Origin of the sequence: Variovorax sp. OV084, assembly GCF_900111625.1 — a bacterium.
GTDB lineage: Bacteria > Pseudomonadota > Gammaproteobacteria > Burkholderiales > Burkholderiaceae_C > Variovorax.
Genome location: NZ_FOII01000005.1, coordinates 45,412 through 67,640, shown reverse-complemented (window position 1 = coordinate 67,640; position 22,229 = coordinate 45,412). Strand labels below are relative to the sequence as shown.

Below are 22,229 nucleotides of genomic sequence, written 5' to 3'. Positions count from 1 at the left end.
TCACATTATGTTGCATTCGTAAACAAATGTCATTAACGGCAAAGCTTTTGTCCTGAATGCCAAAAGTGCACCGGCGAGTGGGGTCCAAGAATCGCGCCCTTTCCGGAGCACCCCGCCGCATCGAGCGGCGACAAAAGAAACGGTGCCCGGTCCATCAGAGCAATCACGAGGGACGGGATGTTCAGGACCCCAACGAATCTGTCGCACGCGTCGGCGCGTCGCGACGTGCCTTCCAACGCAGCGCGCTTGCGCCGCTGCCTGACGCGCGTGGCAGCGCCTCTGGCGGGGCTGCTGTTCGCCGCGGCCGCGCATGCCGTGCCGCAGGTGTCGAGCCTTGTTCATTCGCCCGACATCCTTCCCGCTGGCGGCACGGTGACCAGCACCATCACCATCGCCGAGACCGACAGCCTGCCGATCGGCGCGCCGGGCGCCTCCTTCACCTACACGATCCCCGCGAACACCATCTACATGGGCACCGGCGCGGTTCCTGTGGGCAGCTGCTCGTCCGGCGTCGCGGTGGGCGCAGCCGGCCCGGGCACGCTGACCTGCTCGGGCATCACGTTGGGTGCGAACCAGTTGCGCGATTTCCAGGTACTGCTGCGCACCACCGTCCAGGGCACGCTGAGCGTCACCGCCGCGATCAGCGGGGGCAGCTCGAGCGAAACCAAGATCATCACGGTGAACCAGGGCGCCGACGTGTCGGTGGCCATCAGCGCACCGGCCACCGCGCCGAGCGGCAGCACGGTGCCGATCGTCTTCACGCTCACCAACAACGGCCCCGACACCAGCTCGGGCTCGACGCTGACCTATTCCATTCCCACGGGGTTGTCGGTCTCGGGCTCCGGCCTGCCCTCAGGCTGCTCGATCAGCGGCAGCCTGCTGACCTGCAACGTGCCGGCCACGCCGGCCACCCCGGGCAGCAACACGCGCACCTTCACCGTCAACGGCGTGGTCACCGCGGGCGCGGGCTCCACCATCACGCACCAGCCGGCCGTGGTGTCGGCGGGTTCGATCGGCGATGGCGTTTCCACCAACAACAGCGCCACCGCCAACACCACCGTGACGGCGGGCTACGTGCTCGCGCTCGCCAAGAGCCATGACGGCGGCCAGCTGCTGGTGGGGCAGCGCTTCAACTTCCGGCTGAGCCCGAGCTTCAGCGGCACCGCTCCCACGGGCGTCACGCTGAGCGACACGCTGCCGGCCAACTTCACGATCCAGCCGTTCTCCGCGGGCGGCGGCTGGACCTGCTCGGTCGCCGGCCAGACGGTCAGCTGCACGCGCACCGACATCGGCGGCACCGGCGGCGCCAACGTGGCGCTCGGCGACATCCTCATCCCTGTGATCGCCTCGTCTGCCGGCACCGGCGTCGTCAACCAGGCCACCGTGAGCGCGACCGGGCCCATCGCCAACTCCGCCACGGGCAGCGTGCCCGCCGACGTGGCGGTCTCCGCCACCGACTTCCGCGCCGACAAGCGACGCGGCTGGCCGCAGAACAACGTGCCGCTGGGCCAGGCCTTCGACTACCAGGTCGGCAGCACCAACCTCGGCAGCACGCGCCTGCTGGCGGGCAGCACCATCCAGCTGGTGGACGACCTGCCGGCCGGCGTGCAGATCAACAGCGTCACGCAGCGCGACGGCTACACCTGCACGGTGACCCAGGGCGGCGCCACCGTCGTCCCGACGCCCGCCACGCCGGTGCCCGGCCCCGCGACCGTGACCTGCACGCGCACGCTCGCCGCCGACATCGATGTCGACCTGTCGAACGGTGCCAGCGCGCGCAACGGCGGCTACATCATCGTGAACGCCACCATCCCGGCGCTGCCGTCGGGCGGCGGCCAGATCGTCAACAGGATGTGCGTGAACGTGGCGTTGCCCGCGAGCGCGCCCACGCTCGGCACCGACCCGGACGCCAACACCGGCAACGACTGCGTGAACCTCGGCACCGGCGTGGACGACGTCGCCACCGCCGCTGACGTGAAAGTGCTCAAGCGCGTGGTGGGCATCGGCGACAGCGTCGGCAACCGCCAGATCGCGGGCCAGGACGTCACGTGGCAGATCGAGGTGGTCAACGCCGGCCCCTCCGAGGCGCAGAACGTGGTCGTCACCGACAGCTTCGCTCAGGTGATCGGCGCAGGCAGCGTTTCGCAGACGCCCAACGGCGGCACCTTCGCGGGCACCTGCGCGCTGCCGGCCAACGGCGGCGGCTTCGGGCAGGCGTCGCTGTCGAACTGCACGCTGTCGACCCTGCCGGTCTGCCGCGCGAGCACCGACCCCGCCAGCGCCCTGCCGCTGTGCCCGGTCATCCAGGTCGTCGCCAAGCACTACGGCGACGGCGCCTCGGCCACCGACCACGGCTTCCAGATCAACAACACCGCCAATGCACTGGCGACCACGCCGGCAGATCCGGACCTGGCCAACAACAACGGCAGCGCCTCCGCCTTCCTGCTCGCGCGCACCGACGTGACGGTCACCAAGTCGGCCAGCCCCACTTTGGCACCGGTTGGCCAGGTGCTCACCTACACGTTGACCGCCGTCAACCGGAACGTGCCGCAGAGCCTGAGCCGCGCCTATGCCGTGAGCCTGACGGACACGCTGCCAGCGAACCTGATGTTCATTGATGCAATCCCGTCCGGCGGCGGCACCTGTGGCACGACACCGACGACGACGAGTCCCACCGGCGCCACGAACAACCAGCTCGTGTGCACCTGGAACTCGCTCAACCGCAACGTGCAGCAGACCGTCACGGTGCGCGTGCGGCCGCTGTACGCGCTGCTGGGAGAGCCGCCGCCCGTGACCAACAACGTGGTCGTGAAGACGGAAACGCCCGAACTCGACATGACTAACAACGCCGCCAGCGCCTCGACCTCGGTCTCCGCACCGACGTACGACCTGGCGGTGACCAAGCACGACGATGCCGACCCGGTGAACGTGGGCGACGACGTCGGCTACACCATCACCGTATCGAACAACGCCGCATCGACGGCGGAAGGCGTGCGTCTGGTCGACACCCTGCCGCAGGCCCTGCCCTCCGGAGAAGCCGCACCCACTTTCGTGTCCGCGAGCGCGCCGGCGGGGATCCTCATCACCAGCCCGGCGGTTGGTACGTCAGGCGGGCAGGTCACATTCACCATTCCTGCGCTGGGCGGCAAGCAAAGCGAGAACGGGGCGACCGGGGAGCCCGACACGCTGCAGTTCCGCGTGGTGCTGCGCGGCGTCTCCCGCGGCACCTTTCGGAACAACGCCAAGGTCGACTTCGTCCTGGCCGCGCAGAACGCCTACGACACGCGGCAGGACAACAATTCGGTGGCAGAGAACACCACCTTCCGCTTCAAGGCCGACGTACAGGTGGTCTCCAAGGCCGCCGTCACGACCGGCACCGCCACGCCGCTGGCCACCGTGTCGTCGGCCCAGACCTTCGACTGGCTCGTGCAGCTGCGCAACAACGGCCCCGACAGCGCAGAGACCACCAGCTTCACCGACACGCTGCCCGCGCCGCTGGTGCTGACGGGCACGCCGGTGTTCACCGTCACGAGCGGCGCCTTCACGCCCGCCGCGCCCACCTGCACCGGCGTTGCCGGCGGCACGGCCGTGAGTTGCGCCATCACCTCGATGCCGGCCAACGGCACGGCCACCGTGCGCATTCCGGTGCGCTTCAGCGGCGCCGCGCCAGCCAACGGCACCGTGCTCACGAACCGCGCGCACATCGTCACTACCGGCTCGGGCGACACCAACGGCGGTGCCGATCCGGACGCCGGCAACAACTTCAACGACGGCCAGATCACGGTGCAGAACAGCGCGCTGTCCGGCCGCGTGTACGAAGACCTGAACGGCAACGGCCTGATCGACAGCGGCGAGCCCGGCATCGCCGGCGTGACCATGCGGTTGAGCGGCACCGACAGCTCGGGCAACGCGGTCGTCATGACCACCACCACCGACGCCAACGGCAACTGGGGCTTCACCGTGCCCGCGGGCACCTACAGCGTGGTGGAAGACCAGCCAGCGGCCTACCAGCCCGGCATCACGCGCGCGGGCACCGTCAGCGGCGTGGGCAGCACGGTAGGCACGGTCCCGCCCGGCACCAGCAACGGCCCGAACGGCTCCAATGCCAACCGCATCGACAACATCGTGCTCGGCACGGGCGGCGCTTCCACGGCCAACAACTTCGGCGAGGTACGCGCATCCAGCCTGGCCGGCCGCGTCTACCAGGACGCCGACTACAACAACGCCGCCAGCGCGGGCGACCCCGGCATCGCCGGCGTGACCGTCACGCTCACCGGCACCGACATGTTCGGCAACCCGGTGTCGCTGACAACCACCACGGCCGCGACCACCGGCAACTATGCCTTCAACAACCTCACGCCCGGCAGCTACACGCTGACTGAAACACAGCCCGCGGCCTTCGCCGACGGCAGCGACGCGGCCGGCACCGCCGGCGGCACCGCAGGCAACGACGTGGTGAGCGCGATCGCGCTGCGCTCCAACGTCACGGGCACCGGCTATGACTTCGGCGAGCTGCTCACCCGCATCACGACGCGCGTGTTCGTCGACGCCAACAACGACGGCGTGCCGCAGGCCGGCGACACCGGCATCCCGAACGTCGAGCTGCGCCTCACGGGCACCGACGCCGCGGGCAACGCGGTGAACATCCTGGCCGTGCCCACCGGCACGGTCGGCAGCTACGAGTTCCGCAACGTGCCCCCGTCGGGCGCGGGCGGCTACACCATCACCGAGACGCAGCCGGCCAACTACGCGCCGGGCAAGGCCAACAACAACGGCCAACCCGGCACGCCGCAAGGCGGTGGCAACGTCATCAGCGGCGTGACCGTCTCGGGCACCAGCGTGCCGACCACGCAGGGCGAATACTGGTTCGGCGAGCTGCTGCCCGGCGGCATCTCGGGCCGCGTGTACTACGACCGCGACGGCAGCGGCGCGCAGGGCGCGCCGGCCACCGAGCCGGGCCTGGCGGGCGTGACGATCACGCTCACGGGCACCGACGTCAACGGCCAGACGGTGTCGCGCACCACCACCACCGACGCCAGCGGCGACTACAGCTTTCCGAACCTCGCGCCCGGCAGCTACACCGTGACCGAGACGCGGCCCACGGGCTACCTGCCCGGCATCACGCGCGCCGGCAACGTCAGCGGCGCGGGCAGCACGCCCGGCGCCGTGCCGACCGGCGGCACCGGCGTGACCAACGGCCCCAACGGCTCGACGGCCAACGTCATCCAGAACATCGTGCTTGGCGCCGCGGGCTCGGGCTCGGCCGGCAACAACTTCTCGGCGGTGAAGCCCGCGAGCCTCTCGGGCTATGTGTACGCCGACGTGGCGCCGTCCAACGGCACCAAGGACAGCGGCGAGCCCGGCATCGCCGGCACCACCGTGCGCGTCACCGGCACCGACTTCCAGGGCAACGCCGTCGATCGCACGGTGCAGACCGCTGCCGACGGCCGCTACCTGGTCGACGCGCTGACGCCTGGCACCTACCAGATCGACGAGACGCAACCCGCCGGCGTGGCCGACGGCCCCGAGTCGCTCGGCACTGTTGGCGGCGCCGCGCGCGGCACCGTCAACCCCGGCGGCACCAACGACCGCTTCGGCGGCCTCGCACTGGTCTCGGAAGACGTGGGCATCGACTACAACTTCGGCGAGCGCGGCGGCCAGATTGCCGGCTGGGTGTACGTCGACACCAACAACGACGGCGTTCGCCAGCCCACCGAGGCCGGCATTCCGGGCGTGACGCTCACGCTCACCGGCCGCTCGGCCAGCGGCCTGGTGGTGAACGCCACCGTGGTCACCGACGCCAGCGGCCGCTACGTCTTCACCGGCCTGCTGCCGGCCGACGCCGCGGGCTACACCATCCGCGAGACGCAGCCCGTGACGTATGCCGACGGCCTCGACGCCGTGGGCACGCTCGAGGGCACGGCCAGCGGCACGCTGGGCAACGACGTCATCGGCGCCATCGCGTACCGCGGCGGCAACGGCGACAACTACAACTTCGGCGAACGCGGCGCATCGCTGGCGGGCACCGTCTACAACGACGCCAACCGCAACGGCACGCGCGAGCCGCAAGACTTGCCGATCCCGGGCGTGACCATCACGCTCACCGGCACCGATGCCGCGGGCCAGCCGGTGACGCGCACCGCCGTCACCGACGCCAACGGCCGCTACGAACTGCCCGGCCTGCCGTTGCCCGGCAGCGGCGGCTACACCGTCACCGAGACGCAGCCCACGGGCTACGACGAAGGCATTGCCGTGCCCGGCACGCTGGGCGGCACCGCGCAGGGACCGAACCAGATCCGCGTGAACTTCACCGGCCTGGACGCCCACGGCACCGGCTACGACTTCAACGAGCACAGCAACCAGCCCGCCTCGCTCACCGGCACCGTGTGGTTCGACCAGAACCACAACCGCACCCGCGAGTCGGGCGAAGGCCAGGGCGAAGGCTGGACGGTCGAGCTGCTGCGCTGCGCCGACGGCGGCAACGCCTGCGCGGAAACCGCGGCCACCGTGCTCTACACCGTGACCACGAGCGCCAACGGCAGCTACCGCTTCGGCGACCTCGTGCCCGGCGAATACCGCGTGCGCTTCCGCGCGCCCGACGGCCGCGTCGTGGGCGGCGTATGGCCGACCGATGCGTCGCAGAACGGCGCGGGCGGCCCGTATCCCACGCCCGCCGCGAGCGATCCGCGCTTCACCATCAAGGTGCGCGTGAACGCGGGCGCCAACGTGCAGAAGCAGGACCTGCCGTACGACCCGGGCGGCGTGGTGTACGACAGCGTCAGCGGCACGCCGGTGCCGGGCGCCGTGGTGCGCCTGGTCGGCCCGCCCGGCTTCGACCCCGCGCAGCACCTGCTGGACGGGCGCGACACCTACACGACCGGCCCCAACGGCTACTACGACTTCTTCCTGCTGCCGGGCGCACCGGCCGGCGACTACCGCCTGGCCATCACGCCGCCGGGCGCCTACCTGCCGTCGTCGATGTACCCGGCCGCGGCCGGCGCGCTGGGCACGCAGTCGTGCGCGGCGCCCGCCAACGGCCCGGCACCCGCGCAGACCAACCCCTGCGTGGTGAGCCCCGGCGCAGCGCTGGTCACCGGCGCGGGCTACTACCTGATGTTCAAGATGCCGGGCGGCGGCGGCCAGCACGTGGTGGCCAACAACATCCCGCTCGACCCGTCGGACGCCACGCTCATCGAGCTGCGCAAGACGACATCGAAGCTCACCGTGAAGAAGGGCGAGCTGCTGCCTTACCGCATCACGGCGCGCAACACGCGCGGCAACCCCGTGCCGGGCGTGGCCGTGGTCGACACGCTGCCGCCGGGCTTCCGCTACATCCAGGGCTCGCTCACCGTGCGCACCATGCCCGGCGGCGTGGCGCTGCCGGTGGTGCCGCAGATCAACGGCCGCCAGGTCGTGGTGCCCGGCCAGAACTTCGCACCCAACGAGACCAAGGAATACCTGATGGTCGCGGGCGTGGGGGTCGGCGTGGGCGAGGGCGAGTTCGTCAACCAGGTCGTCGCCCTGCAGGGCGTGGGCGGCCGCACGCTGTCGAACCTTGCCACGGCCACCGTGCGCGTGGTGCCCGATGCGCTGTTCGACTGCACCGACGTGATCGGCAAGGTCTACGACGACAAGAACGCCAACGGCTACCAGGACGATGGCGAACCGGGCCTTGCCAACGTGCGCATCGCAACGGTCAACGGCGTGCTGGCCACCACCGACGCCGAAGGCCGCTACCACATCGCCTGCGCCGCCATTCCGAAGGAAGGCACCGGCAGCAACCTGGTGCTCAAGCTCGACGAGCGCACGCTGCCCTCGGGCTATCGCACCACCAGCGAGAACCCGGCGGCCGAGCGCGCCACGCGCGGCAAGGTGCTGAAGATCAACTTCGGCGCCACCGTGCACCGCGTGGTGCGCCTCGCGCTGCAGGGCGCGGCCTTCGAAGACGGCAACAGCGCGCTGCGCGCCGGCTTCGCGGGCGAGCTAGACCGCACGGTGAACGTGCTCGCCGAAAAGACGGCAGTGCTGCGGCTGGCCTACAAGGCCGCGCAGGGCGAGCCCGCATCGCTGGGCCGCCAGCGCACCGACGCGGTGAAGGCTGCGGTGCTCGCGCGCTGGAAACAGCTCGGCGAACAACGCGCCGGGCGCAACGAGCCGCCGCTTTTCAACCTGGACATCGAGGTTGAGCTGGTGCCTGCCACCGCCGCCTCGGACGAGGCGAAGCCATGACCCGCCCACAGACACCGAACCCGATCCAGCGAGCCGACATGAGAAGAAGAAAGACGCTTCCGAAGCGCATGGCCCTTGCAGGCGCCGTGACCGCCGCCTGCCTGAGCATGGGGCTGGCCGCCGCGCAGGAGACCGCCGTGCGCGGCCGCATGCTCGACCAGGCCACGGCCGACCCGCGCGCCGTGGATATCGACGGCGCACGCCGCCTGCCGCGCAGCAGCGAGCGCGAGCTGCCCAAGGCCACCTTCGTGCTCGGCGATGCGGTCGAGCCCCGCGCGGCGACGGCCGCCGTGGCCGCATCGCCCGTCGAACGCAGCAATGCCAGCACGCCGCATTTCGATTCCGGCGCAGACGGCCTGCTGCCCGCCGACCGCGCGCAGCTCGACCGCATCGCCGACCAGGTGAAAGGCCGCGACGGCCTGCGCTTCGAGATCGTCGGCCACACCGACACGCAGCCCCTGAGTGCGAAGTCGCGCGAGCGCTTTGCCGACAACCACGCGCTGGGCCTGGCCCGCGCGCAGCAGGCCGGTCGCTACCTCACGCAGCGCCTGGGCCTGCCGGAGGCCGCGGCCTCCGCCACGTCGCGCGGCCCCGATGCACCCGTGGCCACGCCTGCAACTGACCCCGCCAACTGGGCCGCCAACAGGCGCGTGGAAGTGCGCGTGTACTGGCGCGATGCTGTCGTTGCGCCGGCACCCGCACCGGCCGACCCCGGCGTGTGCCGCACCTTCACCGCCTTCGGCACCGACGACGCACCGCTGCGCCTGAGCGTGGACGGCCAGCTGCTGTCCGCAGACGGCAAGCTCCCGTCCGCCGAAGGCACGACGAGTGCCGACCGCCAGCGTTGCGTCGACGTGCAGCTGGAGCGCAACCAACTGCGCCTGCAGTACGACAACCTCTCGCAGCCGCGCCGCCTGAGCGCCAGCGCATGGCCCACCACCGTGGTGGCGGGCGACACCGTGCGCTTCGCCGGCTACAGCAACTACCTGCTGTTCACCAGCAAGGCAGAACTGCGCGTGTTCACCGCCAACGACGTGATGCAGCGCCGCCTGGTCGCAACCGTGCCGCTGGACGCCGCATTGCGCGGCGAATGGCAGGTGCCCGAAGGGCTGCTGAACCGCCTCGCCGAAGGCGCGAGCGGCAAGCTGTACTACCGCGTGCGCGTGTACGACCGCCAGGGCCGCTTCGACGAAACCGACGACCTCTCGCTCACGCTGGCCCAGCGCCACAAGCCCGAGACCGGCACGCCGCCCGACCCGGTGCGCGAGCTGCTGCGCGGCTATGGCCAGAACAACATCGCCATCGCCAACATTCCGTTGAGCGCCGGCACCGTTACCGCCAGCGGCGCGGCCATTCGCCCCGGCGAGAGCGTGCGCGCGCTCGGCTTTGCGGTGCCGGTGGACGAGAGCGGCCGCTTCGTGTTCCAGCAGCTGGTGCCGCGCCGCGTGCAGACCGGCGAGATCGCCGTTACCGACGCTCAGGGCGCCACGCGTGCCTACCGCCGCGACTTCGAACTGCCCGCGAGCGACTGGTTCTTCGTGGGCCAGGCCGACCTCACCGTGGGCAGCAACAGCGTGAGCGGCCCGGCCGCGATCATGACCAACGACAAGAACCGCTACGGCGGTGGCGGCTGGAGCGAAGGTCGCATTGCCGGCTATGCGAAGGGCCAGCTCAACGACCGCTGGACGCTCACGGCCAGCGTCGACACCGAAGAGCGCCCGCTGAAGGAGCTGTTCCGCAACCTCGACCGCAAGGACCCGACCTCGCTGTTCCGCCGCTTCGACCCCGAGGATTCGTGGAGCACCTTCGGCGACGACTCCACCACCATCGAGGACGCGCCCACGCAGGGCCGCTTCTACCTGCGCGTGGACGACGGCCGCTCGCAGGCCATGTGGGGCAACTTCAAGCTCAACTTCGGCGACACCGAACTCACCCGCGTGAGCCGCGGCCTCTACGGCTTTCATGGCCGCTACCTGGGCGAGGAGTCGACCGCCTTCGGCGAGGCGCGCCTGAAGGTCGACGCCTTCGCGGCCGAGCCCGGCACGCTGGCCGCGCGCGAGGAATTCCGCGGCACCGGCGGATCGCTCTACTACCTGCGCAACCAGGACATCACGCGCGGCGCCGAGCGCGTGACGCTGGAAATCCGCGACAAGGACTCCGGCTTCGTGCTCAAGCGCACGCAGCTCGTGCCGAGTTCCGACTACGAGATCGACTACCTGCAGGGCCGCGTGCTGCTGTCGGCGCCGCTGCCCAGCCTGTCGGACGACGGCTCGCTGGTGCGCGCCGGCGGTTTCACCGGCATGCCGACCTACCTGGTGGTGGACTACGAATACACGCCGCTGACTTCCTCGCTCGACACGCTCGCCGTGGGCGGCCGCGTGTCGTGGTGGGCCAACGACCACGTGGGCGTGGGCGTGACGGCGTCGCGGCAGGACCAGATCGGCGGCGACCAGCGCCTGGCCGGCACCGACATCACGCTGCGCAAGACCGAGAACACCTACTTCAAGGGCGAGTTCGCGCGCAGCAAGGGCCCGGGCACCAGCCAGCTCGACTCGCTGGACGGCGGCTTCAGCTTCACGGGGCGCAACGGTGCCATCGGCAACACGCTGGGCAACGGACCCACCGGCAACGCAAACGCATGGCGCCTCGAAGGCCAGGCCGACCTGGGCGACTTCGACATCCGCGGCGGTGGGCGCGTGAGCGCCTACGCGCAGTCGCGCGACGCGGGCTTCTCGGCGCCGGGCCAGTACGCGAGCAACGCCACGCGCCAGACCGGCGTGCAGGCCACCGTGCCCTTCGGCGAGAAGGGCCAGAGCGGCGCAGGCGAGCTGCGCCTGAAGGCCGACCGCCGCGACGAGCGCGACGGCTACAACAGCAGCGTGCTCGACGCGCAGTACGCCCTGACCCTGTCGCCCGAGTGGAAGCTCGGCCTCGGCCTGCGCTACGACGACAAGACCGGCGACGCGCTCATCACCAGCCCGTCGCTGCCCACCACACAGGCGGTGTCGGGTGAGCGCGCCGACGCGGCCGTGCAGCTCGAATACACCGGCAGCGACCGCTGGAGCGCCTACGGCTTCGCGCAGAAGACGCTGCGGCGCACCGGCACGCGGCTGGAGAACGACCGGCTGGGCTTCGGCGGGCGCTACCGCGTCAACGACAAGCTCGCGCTGCGCGGCGAGGTCTCCACCGGCGACGGCGGACTGGCCGGCAAGGCCGGCGTCGACTACCAGTACGACGACCGCTCCAACCTCTACATGACCTACGTGGCCGACACCGGCCGCACCGACGAGAACCTCATCGGCCGCGGCGGCAGCCTCGTGACCGGCGTGCGCTCCCGGGTGGGCGACGGCCTGACCATGTTCACCGAGCATCGCCAGGCCACCGGCACGCAGCCGGGCCTCACGCATGCCTACGGCGTGCAGTACGCGCCCGACACGCGCTGGACCTTCGGCGTCAACTTCGAGAACGGCTGGATCGGCGCCGAGACCCTGGGCGCCACGCGCCGCGAGGCCGTGGCCTTCACCACCGGCTATTCGAGCGAGCGCATGAAGTACAGCGGCGGCCTCGAATACCGCAAGGACCGCACCACGGCCGAGACGCGCACCAGCTGGCTGGTGAAGAACTCCTTCAGCTGGAAGGTGGACGACGACGCGCGCTGGGTCGGCAAGTTCAACTGGGCCGACAGCGACAGCACCACCGGCACACTGGCCGCCGCCAAGTACACCGAAGCCATGCTCGGCTACGCACTGCGCCCGGCGCTGAACGACCGGCTCAACCTGCTCTTCAAGTACACCTACCTGTACGACCTGTCATCTCCGGGCCAGGTGGTGTCGGGCGGGGTCGACTCGAGCCTGGGCACCGTGTCGACCACCGGCATCGACTACCAGCAGCGCAGCCACGTGTTCGCGATCGACGCCACCTACGACATCGACCCGCGCTGGACCCTCGGCGGCAAGTACGCCTGGCGCCGCGGCGAACTGCGCGCGAGCCGCGACAACTCGTCGCCGTGGTTCAAGAGCTCGGCCGAGCTTGCCGTGCTGCGCGTCGACTGGAAGCTGGTGCGCAACTGGGACTGGATGCTCGAGTGGCGCACGCTGCGCGCCAAGGAACTCAAGGACCGCAAGAGCGGCTGGGTCACCGCCGCGTACTACCACGTCAACGAGAACCTGAAGGTGGGCGTGGGCTACAACTTCACCGACTACTCAGACAACCTCACCGACATGAGCTACCGCAGCAAGGGGTGGTTCCTGAACGTGCTCGGCAAGTTCTGACGAAGCCCGTGCCATGCGCGAAGGACACGACATGCCCATCACGGTTCCGCTGGTCGACATCGCGCAGGCGCTGGCGCGGGCGGGCTGCCCCGGCAACCGTTGCGACCGCTACCGGCTCTACGAGGAGTGGGCACGCGATTTCCAGGCCGACTTCGAGGCCCGCGCCGCGGCAGGGCGCAAGCCAGGGCGCACCTACCTGCACGACGTGACGGCCTTCGCGCTGCGCCGGGCGGCGGCCTACGGGTTCGACGTGCGCTGCGAAGACTTCGGCGCGCGGCTGTGCAGCGAGGCGCGGCTGGTTGCCGGCGTTCGCTGACCCTGGAAAAGCCCGGTACCTAGGAGCTTTCGCGCTGCTCGATGCGGAACGGGATCATCACCGTCTCCGCAGGCGGCCGGTGCCCTTCGCGCGCACCGTCGATCACACGCAGCAGCAGTTCGCCCGCCGCCTTGCCGATGCCCACGCAATCCACCGCCACGGTGGTGATGCGCGGGTGGCAGGCACGCGCCACTTCGAAGTCGCCGAAGCCGGCGATCGCGATGCGGCCCGGCACGTTCCAGCCGCGGCGCTGGCATTCCATCAGCGCGCCGAAGGCCGAGAGGTCGGACACGCAGATCACCGCATCCACGTCGGGCCACTGCCGCACGAGTTGCACCACTGCTTCGCCGCCTTGCGCCATAGAGATCGGCGGCTGGCCGAAGCTGATGACGCGGCCGTCGGGCAGGCCCAGTTCGCGGATCGCCTCCGCATAGCCGCGCTGGCGGTCCGCGCCGCGCGTGTCGCGGTTCGAGGTGCCGCCGATGAAGGCGATGCGCCGGTAGCCCTTGCCGTGCAGGTGCCGCACCATCGCGGCCGCGGCCTCCGCGTTCGAGAAGCCGACGGTGTGTTCGATGGGCGTGGCGGGCAGGTCCCAGGTCTCGACCACCGGCACGCCGGCGGCCTGCAGCATCGAGCGCGCGGCGGGTGTGTGCGAGCCGCCCGTGAGGATCACGCCTTCGGGCCGGCGCGCGAGCATGGCGCGCAGCAGGCGCTCTTCGGTTTCCACGCGGTAGTCGGTGTAGCCCAGCAGCAGCTGCAGGCCGCGCGCTTCCACCGCCGCGGTGATGCCCTGCGCGGTTTCCGAGAAGTTGGAGTTGTTGAGCGACGGAATCAGCACCGCGATGAAGCCCGAACGCTTGCTGGAGAAGGTGCGTGCCGTCTGGTCGATGACGTAGCCCATCTCCTCGCAGGCCTGCAGGATGCGCTGGCGCAGCGCCTCGGAGGTCACGCGGTCGCTGCTCGCGCCGCGGTTGAGCGCGCGCGACACCGTCATCTTCGACACGCCGACGCGCGCGGCCACGTCGGCCATCGTCGCGGGGCGGGTGAGGGGGGCGGCAGCAGCGGTGGCTTTGTTTGGAGGCAAGGGCTTCTTTCTCTCTCGGAAATGCGGGTTCGAGGATATGCGACGCGGGGTCAGATACCGATAACCTGTAAATCGCCGATTTAGGTATGTAAAGAATACAGCGATTGATTCTTTTACAAGAATGAAAAATAGCGCAATCAGCGTACGGGAAAAGCCTAAGTTACCGGTATCTTTTCCAGTGCCACACTGCAAACCCCAAGTTCAGGGAAACCAGCGCCGTGGCCATGACCATCGAAGTCTTCGATTCCCGTTTCGCCCCCGTCGCCCGCGATGCCGGTCCGCTCGAGCGCCTGTGCACCGGCGCCGCCTGGAGCGAAGGCCCGGTGTGGATGCGCGAAGACGGCGCGGTGCTGTGGAGCGACATTCCCAACAACCGCATGCTGCGCTGGCATGCCGAAGGCGGCATGAGCGTGTGGCGCGAGGGCGTGGAGTTCACCAACGGCCACACCCGCGAGGCCGACGGCGCTTTGCTGCATTGCTCGCACGGCCAGCGCGCCATCGTGCGCACGCGCTTCGGCCCGGGCCTGCTGCCGCTGGCCGACGAGGTGGTGGTCGACCGCTATCAGGGCCGCCGGCTCAACTCGCCCAACGACATCGTCGTGAAGCGCGACGGCAGCATCTGGTTCACCGATCCGCCGTACGGCATCGTGTCCGACCATGAAGGGCACAAGGCCCAGAGCGAACTGGGCCGCAACCATGTGTTCCGCTTCGACCCCGCAAGCGGCGCGTTGCGCTCGGTGAGCGATTTCGTCGAAGAGCCCAACGGGCTGGCCTTCTCACCCGACGAAAGCGTCCTCTATGTGAGCGACACATCGGCCGCCTTGCGCACCGACGGCTCGGGGCATCACCATATCGTCGCCTTCGAGGTGATCGGCGGGCAGGACCTTGCCAGCCCGCGCGTGTTCGCGGTCGTGAACCCGGGGCTTGCAGATGGCTTTAGCATCGACGTGCACGGCTTCGTCTACACAAGCAGCGCCGACAGCGTGCAGGTCTATCACCCTGACGGCACGCGCATGGCGCGCATCGCGGTGCCGGAGAAGGTGGGCAACCTGACCTTCGGTGGCAATGACGGCAACGAGCTGTTCGTGTGCGCCTCGACATCGCTCTACCGCATTCGCCTGAACACCCGCGGGGCGGTGCGCGCATGAACGCCGCTTCTGCCTTGCTGCAGTTCCAGGGCATCAGCAAACGCTTCGGCGGCACGCAGGCGGTCGACAACGTCACGCTCGACGTGCGCGCCGGAGAAATCCTCGCGCTGCTTGGCGAGAACGGTGCGGGCAAGTCCACGCTCATCAAGCTGCTCGCGGGTATCTATCCCGCGGACCAGGGAGAGATTCTTTTCGACGGCCGACCGCAAGCCGACTGGCGGCGCAGCGACCGGCGCGAGCAGCCGGTTGCGTTCATCCACCAGGACCTGGGCCTTGTCGAATGGATGACGGTTGCCGAGAACGTGGGTCTGGGCACCGGTTATCCGCGCCGCTTCGGCCTCATCGACTGGTCCGCCGCGAACGACACGGCGCGCCGCGTGATGGCGCGCGTGGGCTGCGACATCGATCCAGGCCGCCGCGTGTTCTCGCTCACGCGCGCCGAGAAGTCGCTGCTGGCCATCGGCCGTGCGCTTGAAGTGAAGGCGCGGCTGCTGGTGCTCGACGAGCCCTCGGCCAGCCTTCCGATGAGCGACGTGGAGCGCATGTTCGGCGTGCTGCGCGAATTGCGCCGGCAGGGCATGGCAATGCTGTACGTGTCGCACCGGCTCGACGAGGTGCTGGCCATTTCCGACCGCGCGGCCGTGATGCGCGACGGCAAGCTGGTGGCGGTGAAGGACACGGCGCAGACGAACGAGGGCGAACTCGTCGGGCTGATCGTGGGCAAGGCGCTGTCGGCTTCGGTGCAGAAGGCGAAGGCACCTGAACCCGGGAGCAGCGAGCCTGTGCTGCAGCTCGACGGCGCGGCCAGCGGCAACGCCGGCCCGTTGAGCCTCGCCGTGCACCGCGGCGAAGTGCTGGGTCTCGTCGGCCTGCGCGGTGCGGGCCACGAGGCCATCAGCCGCGCGATCTTCGGCCGCGAGCCGCTGTCGGCCGGCCGCATGCGACTGCTCGGCAACGCATGCGCCTTCACGTGTTCCGCCGACGCCATCCGCGCCGGCGTGGCCTACGTTGCCGGCGAGCGCCTTGAAGAAAACCTTGCCGGTTCGATGACCGTGCTGGAGAACCTCTTTCCCAACGCCGCATTGCATGGCGACCGCGGCCTTGCCTTCGACCGCCCGCGCCGGGAGAACGACCAGGCACTCGCGCTCATCCGGCGCTTCGACGTCAATCCGCCCGCGCCGTCCGCCGAAGTGCAGCAGCTCTCCGGCGGCAACCAGCAGAAGGTGGTGCTGGCGCGCTGGTTCCACCTGGACAAGCCGCTGGTAGTGCTCGAAGAGCCCACCGCAGGCGTTGACGTTGGCGCCAAGCGGCAGATCTACGGCGTGCTGCGTGAGCGCGCCGAGGCTGGCACGGCGCTGGTCGTGGTCTCCACCGACTTCGAGGAAATCGCGACCGTGTGTACCCGCGTGCTCGTGTTCCGCGACGGCCTGATCGCGGCCGAACTCACGGGCGACGCGATCACGGTCGAAAAGCTATTGGCATTGGCAGCAGGCGCGGCAACGCGCGAGGAGATTCACGCATGAGCAGTTCCATCCGGTCCACGGCGCTGGAGCCCGACAAGTCCCTCGACGGCGAGGCCATTTCCCTGGCGCAGAGCATCGGCCGCGCAATGCCGGTCTACGGGCTCGTGGTGCTGATGGCGGCGCTGGCGCTGCTGTTCTCGCTGCTGCTGCCCGACACCTTTCCGACGCTGTTCAACCTGCGCGCGATCCTGGCCGACAAGTCGGTGATTGCACTGCTGGCACTGGCCGCGACCATCCCGATGATCACCGGCAAGATCGATCTCACGGTGGGCTACGGCATTGTGCTGTGGCACATCCTCGCGATCAGCCTGCAGACGCAGCTCGGCCTGCCGTGGCCGGCGGCAGTGCTGGTGGTACTGGCGTGCGCGGCGCTGTTCGGCGTGCTCAACGGACTGCTGGTCGAACTGGCGCAGATCGATTCGTTCATCGCCACGCTGGGTACGGGCACCGTGATCTACGCGGTGGCCATGTGGCACAGCGGCGGGCGGCAGGTGGTGGGCGAGTTGCCCGACGGTTTTGTCGGCATCGCGGGCGGCAACCTGCTGGGGCTGCCGGTGGGCGCGTTCTATGTGCTTGCGGTGAGCGTCACGCTGTGGGTCGTCACCGAGTTCACGCCGCTGGGCCGCGCGCTGTATGTCATTGGCGCGAACCCGAAGGCGGCGCAGCTCAACGGCATTTCGGTGCGCAGGCATGTGATGGGCGCGTTCGTCGCGTCGGGGCTGCTGTCGGGCTTTGCGGGCGTGCTGCTGGCTTCGCGGCTGCAGATCGGGCAGGCGAGCGTGGGGCTCGAATTCCTGCTGCCTGCGCTGGTGGGTGCGTTCCTTGGTTCGACCACCATCCGGCCCGGCCGAGTGAACGTGTGGGGCACGCTGGTTGGCGTGGCGATTCTTGCCATCGGCATCTCGGGCATCCAGCAGTTCGGCGGCGCCTTCTATGTGGAGCCGCTTTTCAACGGCCTGACGCTGCTGGTGTCCATCGGCATCGCGGGCTGGGCGCAACAGCGGCGCAACCGTTCGATCAAGCGGCGCATTGCCGAGCGGCAGCTCGATCACGCGCAACCCGTTCCCTCAACGCCGTCGGAATGACGGCTCATCACAACGACTGGAGACAAGCATGAAGAAGAGTGTTCCCGCACGCACCGTCGCCGCTGCCGTGCTGGCCCTGTGCGCCGCCACGCTGGCACCCAAGGCCATGGCCGATGACTTTCTCGATGTTGCGAAGAAGAAGGTCGAGATCGCGACCATGACCAAGGAAAAGTGGGACGGCCCCACCACCGGCCCCAAGGCCAGCGCCGGAAAGACCATCGTCTTCGTCGCGGGCGACATGAAAAACGGCGGCATCGTCGGCGTCAGCAAGGGCGTGGAAGAAGCAGCCCGCGCCATCGGCTGGACGGTGCGCGTCATCGACGGGCAGGGCACCGTGAGCGGGCGCACCGCCGCGCTCAACCAGGCGTTGGCCGTCAAGCCGGCGGGCATCGTGGTCGGCGGCTTCGACACCACCGAGCAGAAGGCTGCGTTCGCGGGCGCCGCGAAGTCGGGCATTCCGCTGGTCGGCTGGCACTCGGGCGAGCAGCCGGGCCCGAACGACAAGGCGGGCCTGTACGCCAACGTGACCACCGTGACCGACGACGTGGCCGACGTCGCCGCCTCGTGGGTGGTGGCCGATTCGGGCGGCAAGGCCGGCGTGGTGATCTTCACCGACTCGCAGTACGCCATTGCGCTGTACAAGGCGCGCGCCATGGAGGCCGTCATCAAGAAGTGCGGCGGCTGCACCGTGCTGAGCTTCGAGGACAGCCCCATCGCCGAAAGCTCCACCCGCATGCCGCAGCTCACCACCTCGCTGCTGCAGCGCTTCGGCGACAAGTGGACGCACTCGCTGGCCATCAACGACCTGTACTTCGACTTCATGGGCCCCTCGCTCACGGCGGCAGGCAAGAAGGGCGATGGCTCGCCCAAGGCCGTGTCGGCCGGCGACGGCTCCGAGGCGGCCTACCAGCGCATCCGCACGCAGCGCTTCCAGGCCGGCACGGTGCCGGAGCCGCTGAACATGCAGGGCTGGCAGATCGTGGACGAACTCAACCGCGCCTTCGCCAAGGAGAAGTGGTCGGGCTACGTGCCCAAGGTGCATCTGGTGACGGTGGGCAACGTAGGCAAGGACGGCGGGCCGAAGAACGTGTTCGACCCGGACAACGGCTATCGCACGCAGTACAAGACCGTGTGGGGCAAGTGACTGCCGCAAGGGTGCCGAGAGGCACCCCAGGTGCCTTCACCGGATCTCCTTGTGCACGAAGGTGGCGTTGTCGATGACGTTGTGCCTTCCGAGCCCGCGCTTGTCGAACAGCTTGATGTCGGTGCTCGCTGGCGAGTATTCGAGGATGCCGAAGTTCTCGCGCTCGCCGGTGTAGTAGTACTTGGTGACGAAGGCGCCCGAGGAGACGACCTCGAACATCTTCGTCTCGCCGGCCGGCGGCAGGAACGCGTTCTCGTGGATGTCGCCGGTCAGGAAGATCACGTTGCGCTTGTAGATGATCTCGCGGAACTTCGCGTAGTCGTCGCGGTAGCGCATCCAGCCGTTGCCGGTTGCGCGGATCGGCATGCCGGCGCAGATCAGCACGTAGCCTTGCTCGTTGGCCAGCTCCTGCTTGAGGTAGTCGAGCTGCTTCTGCCCGAGCAGCGGGCTCGCGTCGCCGGGGTCTTTGCTGTACCAGCGGGTGTCGAGAAAAATCGCCTTGCCGATGCGCTGCTGCTGGTGCATCAGGGGCACCGAGTAATAGATGCCGTCGATCTTGGGGTCGAGGTGCGCGGGGTTGCGCAGCTGCTCGATCTCCATGTATTTGGTGAACAGCCGGCGGGTCTCCTGCTTCACCGGCGCCTTGACGTCCGAGCCGTGCGCGTTGTTCCAGGCGAAGTCGTGGTCGTCCCAGGTGCCGTACACGCCGCCGCCGTTGTCCTGCCGCTGGCGCAGCGCGGTTCGCAGCGCCTTGAAATTCGGCACGTTCCATTGCGCTTCGTACTTTCCCTGCATCACGTCGGCGAACTTGGCGGCGTCCCACTTGGACGGTTCGCCCAGGTCGGGAAAGAAATCCATGTAGATCTGGTCGCCCAGCAGGAACAGGTAGTCCGGCTGCTCCTGCGCGATGCGGTCCCAGACGTGCTGGTAGCCGTCGGGGCCGGACTTGAAGTTCATGCACGACGTGAAGGCGATCTTCATGGGGGCTCCTCATTCACCGGTCTGTATGCCGGGTGAGGCGGATCATAGGCAGCCCTTGCGCGTTGTCTCTCCGCAAAACATGGGATGGCGCCGTGTGCCCAGGCGTGCGCGCTCAGTTCAGAGCCAGTTGCCGCTCTGCGGCATCTGCACCTTCTCGGCCGGGTCGTCGCTCGTCACGAACGAGCCGATGGCGATGCTCAGCAGCGAGATGAAGATGCTCGCGAACAGCGCGGTCCAGAAGCCCGACACCTTGAAGCCTTTCACCAGCGCCGCCACCAGCAGGATCATCAGCGCGTTGATGACCAGCAGGAACAGCCCGAAGGTCACCAGCGTCAGCGGCAGCGTGAGCACGATCAGCAGCGGCTTGACGACGGCGTTGGCCAGGCCCAGCAGCAGCGCCGAGACCACCAGCGCGCCGGTGCTGTCGAACTTGAGTCCGCGAAACAGGTGGCTGGCCACCCACAGCGAGATGGCGGTGATGGCCCAGTGGATGAGGAAGGGAGTCAGGTTGTTCAGCATGGGTTTGGTGTGTGGCAGCAGACGCAGAGTTTGTTTCCGTCCGGATCGCGGAAGTAGGCGCCATAGTAGTCCGGGTGGTAGTGCGGCCTGAGGCCGGGCGGGCCTTCGCACACGCCGCCGTGCGCGAGGGCGGTGGCATGGGCGCGGTCCACCGTGGCCCGGTCGGCGGCCATCAGCGCCACCATCTGTCCGTTGCCGGGCGAGGCGGCCTGGTCGTCGTACGGGGTACCCACCAGGAAGAGCGGGCGGGGCGCATCAGGGCTTTGCCAGCCGGCCCAGGGCTTGCCGTCGTCGCGAAACCTCAGCTTGAGGCCGAGCTCGCCCATGAGCGCCGAATAGAAAGAAAAGGCGCGTTCGAAATCGTTCGCGCCGATGTAGACATGGGAAAGCATGCGAGTGAATTCTTCCTGGTTAGCGTTTGAATTGTTGAACGCTGTTTTCGATTGTTACCCTAGGAAACAATGGCGAGGACGCCGTTAAGATCGCCGCTCTTATGGCCAACGCGTCTATCGCCAGCATGACCCCCGCCCCGGCTTCGGCCGACGAGGCCGAATCGTGGGTGCGCGGCGAACTCATCCGCAGCCTGATGCGCTCCGCGCGGGGCTCGTATTTTGTCTCGGCCGCGCTGATGCCCGCGATGGTCGGCCTGAACTGGGCCTACGTGCCCCGCTGGGAGCTGCTCACGTGGCTCGTAGCCGGTCTTATTGCCACCGCGTGCCGCGCATGGGGCGCGCGGGTCTATGCGGTGCGCTATGCGGGGCGCAGCGCGGCGGCGCAGCAGCAGTTCACCGAGCGCTACGGCTTCGTCTGGAGCACCAGCGCGGTGGTGTGGGGCTTGTCGGTGCTGCTGTTCTTCGAGCGCACGCCGCAGGTCAATCAGTTCATGAGCTGGCTCATCGTGGCCGGTGTGGGCACCTTCCCGCTCAACGGGCTGGCGCTGCATCCGCCGCTGCTCAAGCGCTACGTCAACACGCTGTTCATCACGATGCTGGGCGCGGTGGTGATACGCCTGGCGTCGATCGCGCTGCACCATCCGCAGTTCCAGTACGGCTACCTGATGCCGATCCTGCCGATCCTTCACTGGTTCCTGCTGCTGCGGGCGGGGCGGCACATTCACGAGACGGCGCGCAACAGCCTGGAGCTGCTGTTCCACAACCACATCCTGATCAAGTCGCTGACCCAGCAGCGTCAGGCGGCGGTGTCGGCCGTGGCCATGAAGAATCGCTTCCTGGCCAGTGCAGCGCACGACATGCGCCAGCCGGTGCTGGCACTTTCGTTGTACGCCGATTGGCTGCGCAACGAGCCTGAGCTGGTGCTGGAGCTCGCGCCGAAGATCGTGCGCGCCACGCATGCGGTGAATGCGCTGTTCGACTCCATGTTCGACCTGGCGCGCATCGACTCGGGCCAGGTGCGCCTGCATGTGGAGCGCGTCGACGTGCCCGAGCTGCTGCACGACCTCGAACTGCAGTACCGCCCGGTGGCAGAGAGCCGCGGCCTCGACTTCCGTGTGCACGTGTGCGAGGGCTCGTTCCTGACCGACCCGATCCGCGTGCGCCGCATGATCGGCAACCTGCTGGCCAACGCCATCAAGTACACGGCCGAAGGCGGCGTGCTGCTGGCGGCGCGGCAGACACGCGACGGCCTGCGCGTGGAAGTGTGGGACACCGGCATCGGCATCGCGCCCGAGCATCTGCGCGACGTGTTCCTGGAGTTCTACAAGGTGGCGGACCATGCCGGCACCTCCGACGGCTTCGGCCTGGGCCTTGCCATCGTCGCGCGGCTGTCGCACGTGCTGGGCCATCCCGTCAGCGTGCGTTCGCGCCTGGGCAGCGGCAGCGTGTTCCGCGTGGCGCTGCACGACGCCGATGAGGCAGTGGCGCAAGCCCGCGTGAGCGCCTCGGGCGGCTGAGAGCCCTCATAAAAAAACCG

The 22,229-nt window shown here is 69.0% G+C and carries 12 protein-coding genes; 8 read left to right on the top strand and 4 right to left on the bottom strand.

Going from position 1 to position 22,229, the window contains the following annotated elements; genetic code table 11:
• Positions 1–177 precede the first annotated feature (177 nt).
• Genes BMW87_RS15380 through BMW87_RS15370 form a run of 3 tightly spaced genes read left to right on the top strand, consistent with a single transcriptional unit; the run spans position 178 to position 12,816 of the window.
• The gene (locus BMW87_RS15380; RefSeq protein WP_093077251.1) at positions 178–8,229 is read left to right on the top strand and encodes an SdrD B-like domain-containing protein; all 8,052 of its coding nucleotides are present in this window, start codon (positions 178–180) and stop codon (positions 8,227–8,229) included.
• Complete coding sequence (locus BMW87_RS15375) at positions 8,226–12,500, top strand: OmpA family protein (RefSeq protein ID WP_093077249.1); 4,275 nt, start codon at positions 8,226–8,228, stop codon at positions 12,498–12,500. Before BMW87_RS15380 ends, BMW87_RS15375 begins: the two co-directional genes overlap by 4 nt.
• Positions 12,501–12,531: 31 nt before the next feature.
• On the top strand, positions 12,532–12,816 hold the full coding sequence (locus tag BMW87_RS15370) for a hypothetical protein (RefSeq protein ID WP_143042651.1): 285 nt from the start codon (positions 12,532–12,534) through the stop codon (positions 12,814–12,816).
• A 19-nt stretch (positions 12,817–12,835) separates the two neighbouring features.
• Here BMW87_RS15370 and BMW87_RS15365 read toward each other — a convergent pair whose 3' ends face one another.
• Positions 12,836–13,846, bottom strand: coding sequence for a LacI family DNA-binding transcriptional regulator (locus BMW87_RS15365; protein WP_093077247.1), 1,011 nt, complete (start codon positions 13,844–13,846; stop codon positions 12,836–12,838).
• A 278-nt stretch (positions 13,847–14,124) separates the two neighbouring features.
• Here BMW87_RS15365 and BMW87_RS15360 point away from each other — a divergent pair, with 278 nt between their 5' ends.
• The 4 genes from BMW87_RS15360 to BMW87_RS15345 are packed head-to-tail and all read left to right on the top strand — an operon-like array spanning position 14,125 to position 18,800.
• A complete protein-coding gene (locus BMW87_RS15360; protein ID WP_093077246.1) occupies positions 14,125–15,048 on the top strand; it encodes an SMP-30/gluconolactonase/LRE family protein in 924 nt (307 codons plus the stop codon).
• The gene (locus tag BMW87_RS15355) at positions 15,045–16,571 is read left to right on the top strand and encodes a sugar ABC transporter ATP-binding protein (RefSeq protein WP_093058596.1); all 1,527 of its coding nucleotides are present in this window, start codon (positions 15,045–15,047) and stop codon (positions 16,569–16,571) included. The genes BMW87_RS15360 and BMW87_RS15355 overlap by 4 nt, the downstream gene beginning before the upstream one ends.
• The gene (locus tag BMW87_RS15350) at positions 16,568–17,656 is read left to right on the top strand and encodes an ABC transporter permease (RefSeq protein WP_093058597.1); all 1,089 of its coding nucleotides are present in this window, start codon (positions 16,568–16,570) and stop codon (positions 17,654–17,656) included. Before BMW87_RS15355 ends, BMW87_RS15350 begins: the two co-directional genes overlap by 4 nt.
• A gap of 28 nt (positions 17,657–17,684) precedes the next feature.
• Positions 17,685–18,800, top strand: a complete 1,116-nt coding sequence (locus BMW87_RS15345; protein ID WP_093077244.1) for an ABC transporter substrate-binding protein — start codon at positions 17,685–17,687, stop codon at positions 18,798–18,800.
• A 36-nt stretch (positions 18,801–18,836) separates the two neighbouring features.
• Here BMW87_RS15345 and BMW87_RS15340 read toward each other — a convergent pair whose 3' ends face one another.
• From BMW87_RS15340 to BMW87_RS15330, 3 genes are all read right to left on the bottom strand, one after another.
• Entirely contained in the window at positions 18,837–19,781 is a 945-nt protein-coding gene (locus tag BMW87_RS15340) for an alkaline phosphatase D family protein (protein ID WP_093077243.1), read from the bottom strand.
• Positions 19,782–19,898: 117 nt separating this feature from the next.
• Positions 19,899–20,300, bottom strand: coding sequence for a phage holin family protein (locus BMW87_RS15335; protein ID WP_093058600.1), 402 nt, complete (start codon positions 20,298–20,300; stop codon positions 19,899–19,901).
• Positions 20,294–20,692 carry a VOC family protein gene (locus tag BMW87_RS15330; RefSeq protein WP_093077241.1) on the bottom strand — a complete coding sequence of 133 codons (399 nt, stop codon included), beginning with the start codon at positions 20,690–20,692 and terminating at the stop codon, positions 20,294–20,296. The genes BMW87_RS15335 and BMW87_RS15330 overlap by 7 nt, the downstream gene beginning before the upstream one ends.
• Positions 20,693–20,817: 125 nt before the next feature.
• On the opposite strand from BMW87_RS15330, the gene BMW87_RS15325 reads away from it, so the two are divergent.
• A complete protein-coding gene (locus BMW87_RS15325; RefSeq protein WP_256216781.1) occupies positions 20,818–22,209 on the top strand; it encodes a surface-behavior sensor histidine kinase ShkS in 1,392 nt (463 codons plus the stop codon).
• Positions 22,210–22,229: the final 20 nt, after the last annotated feature.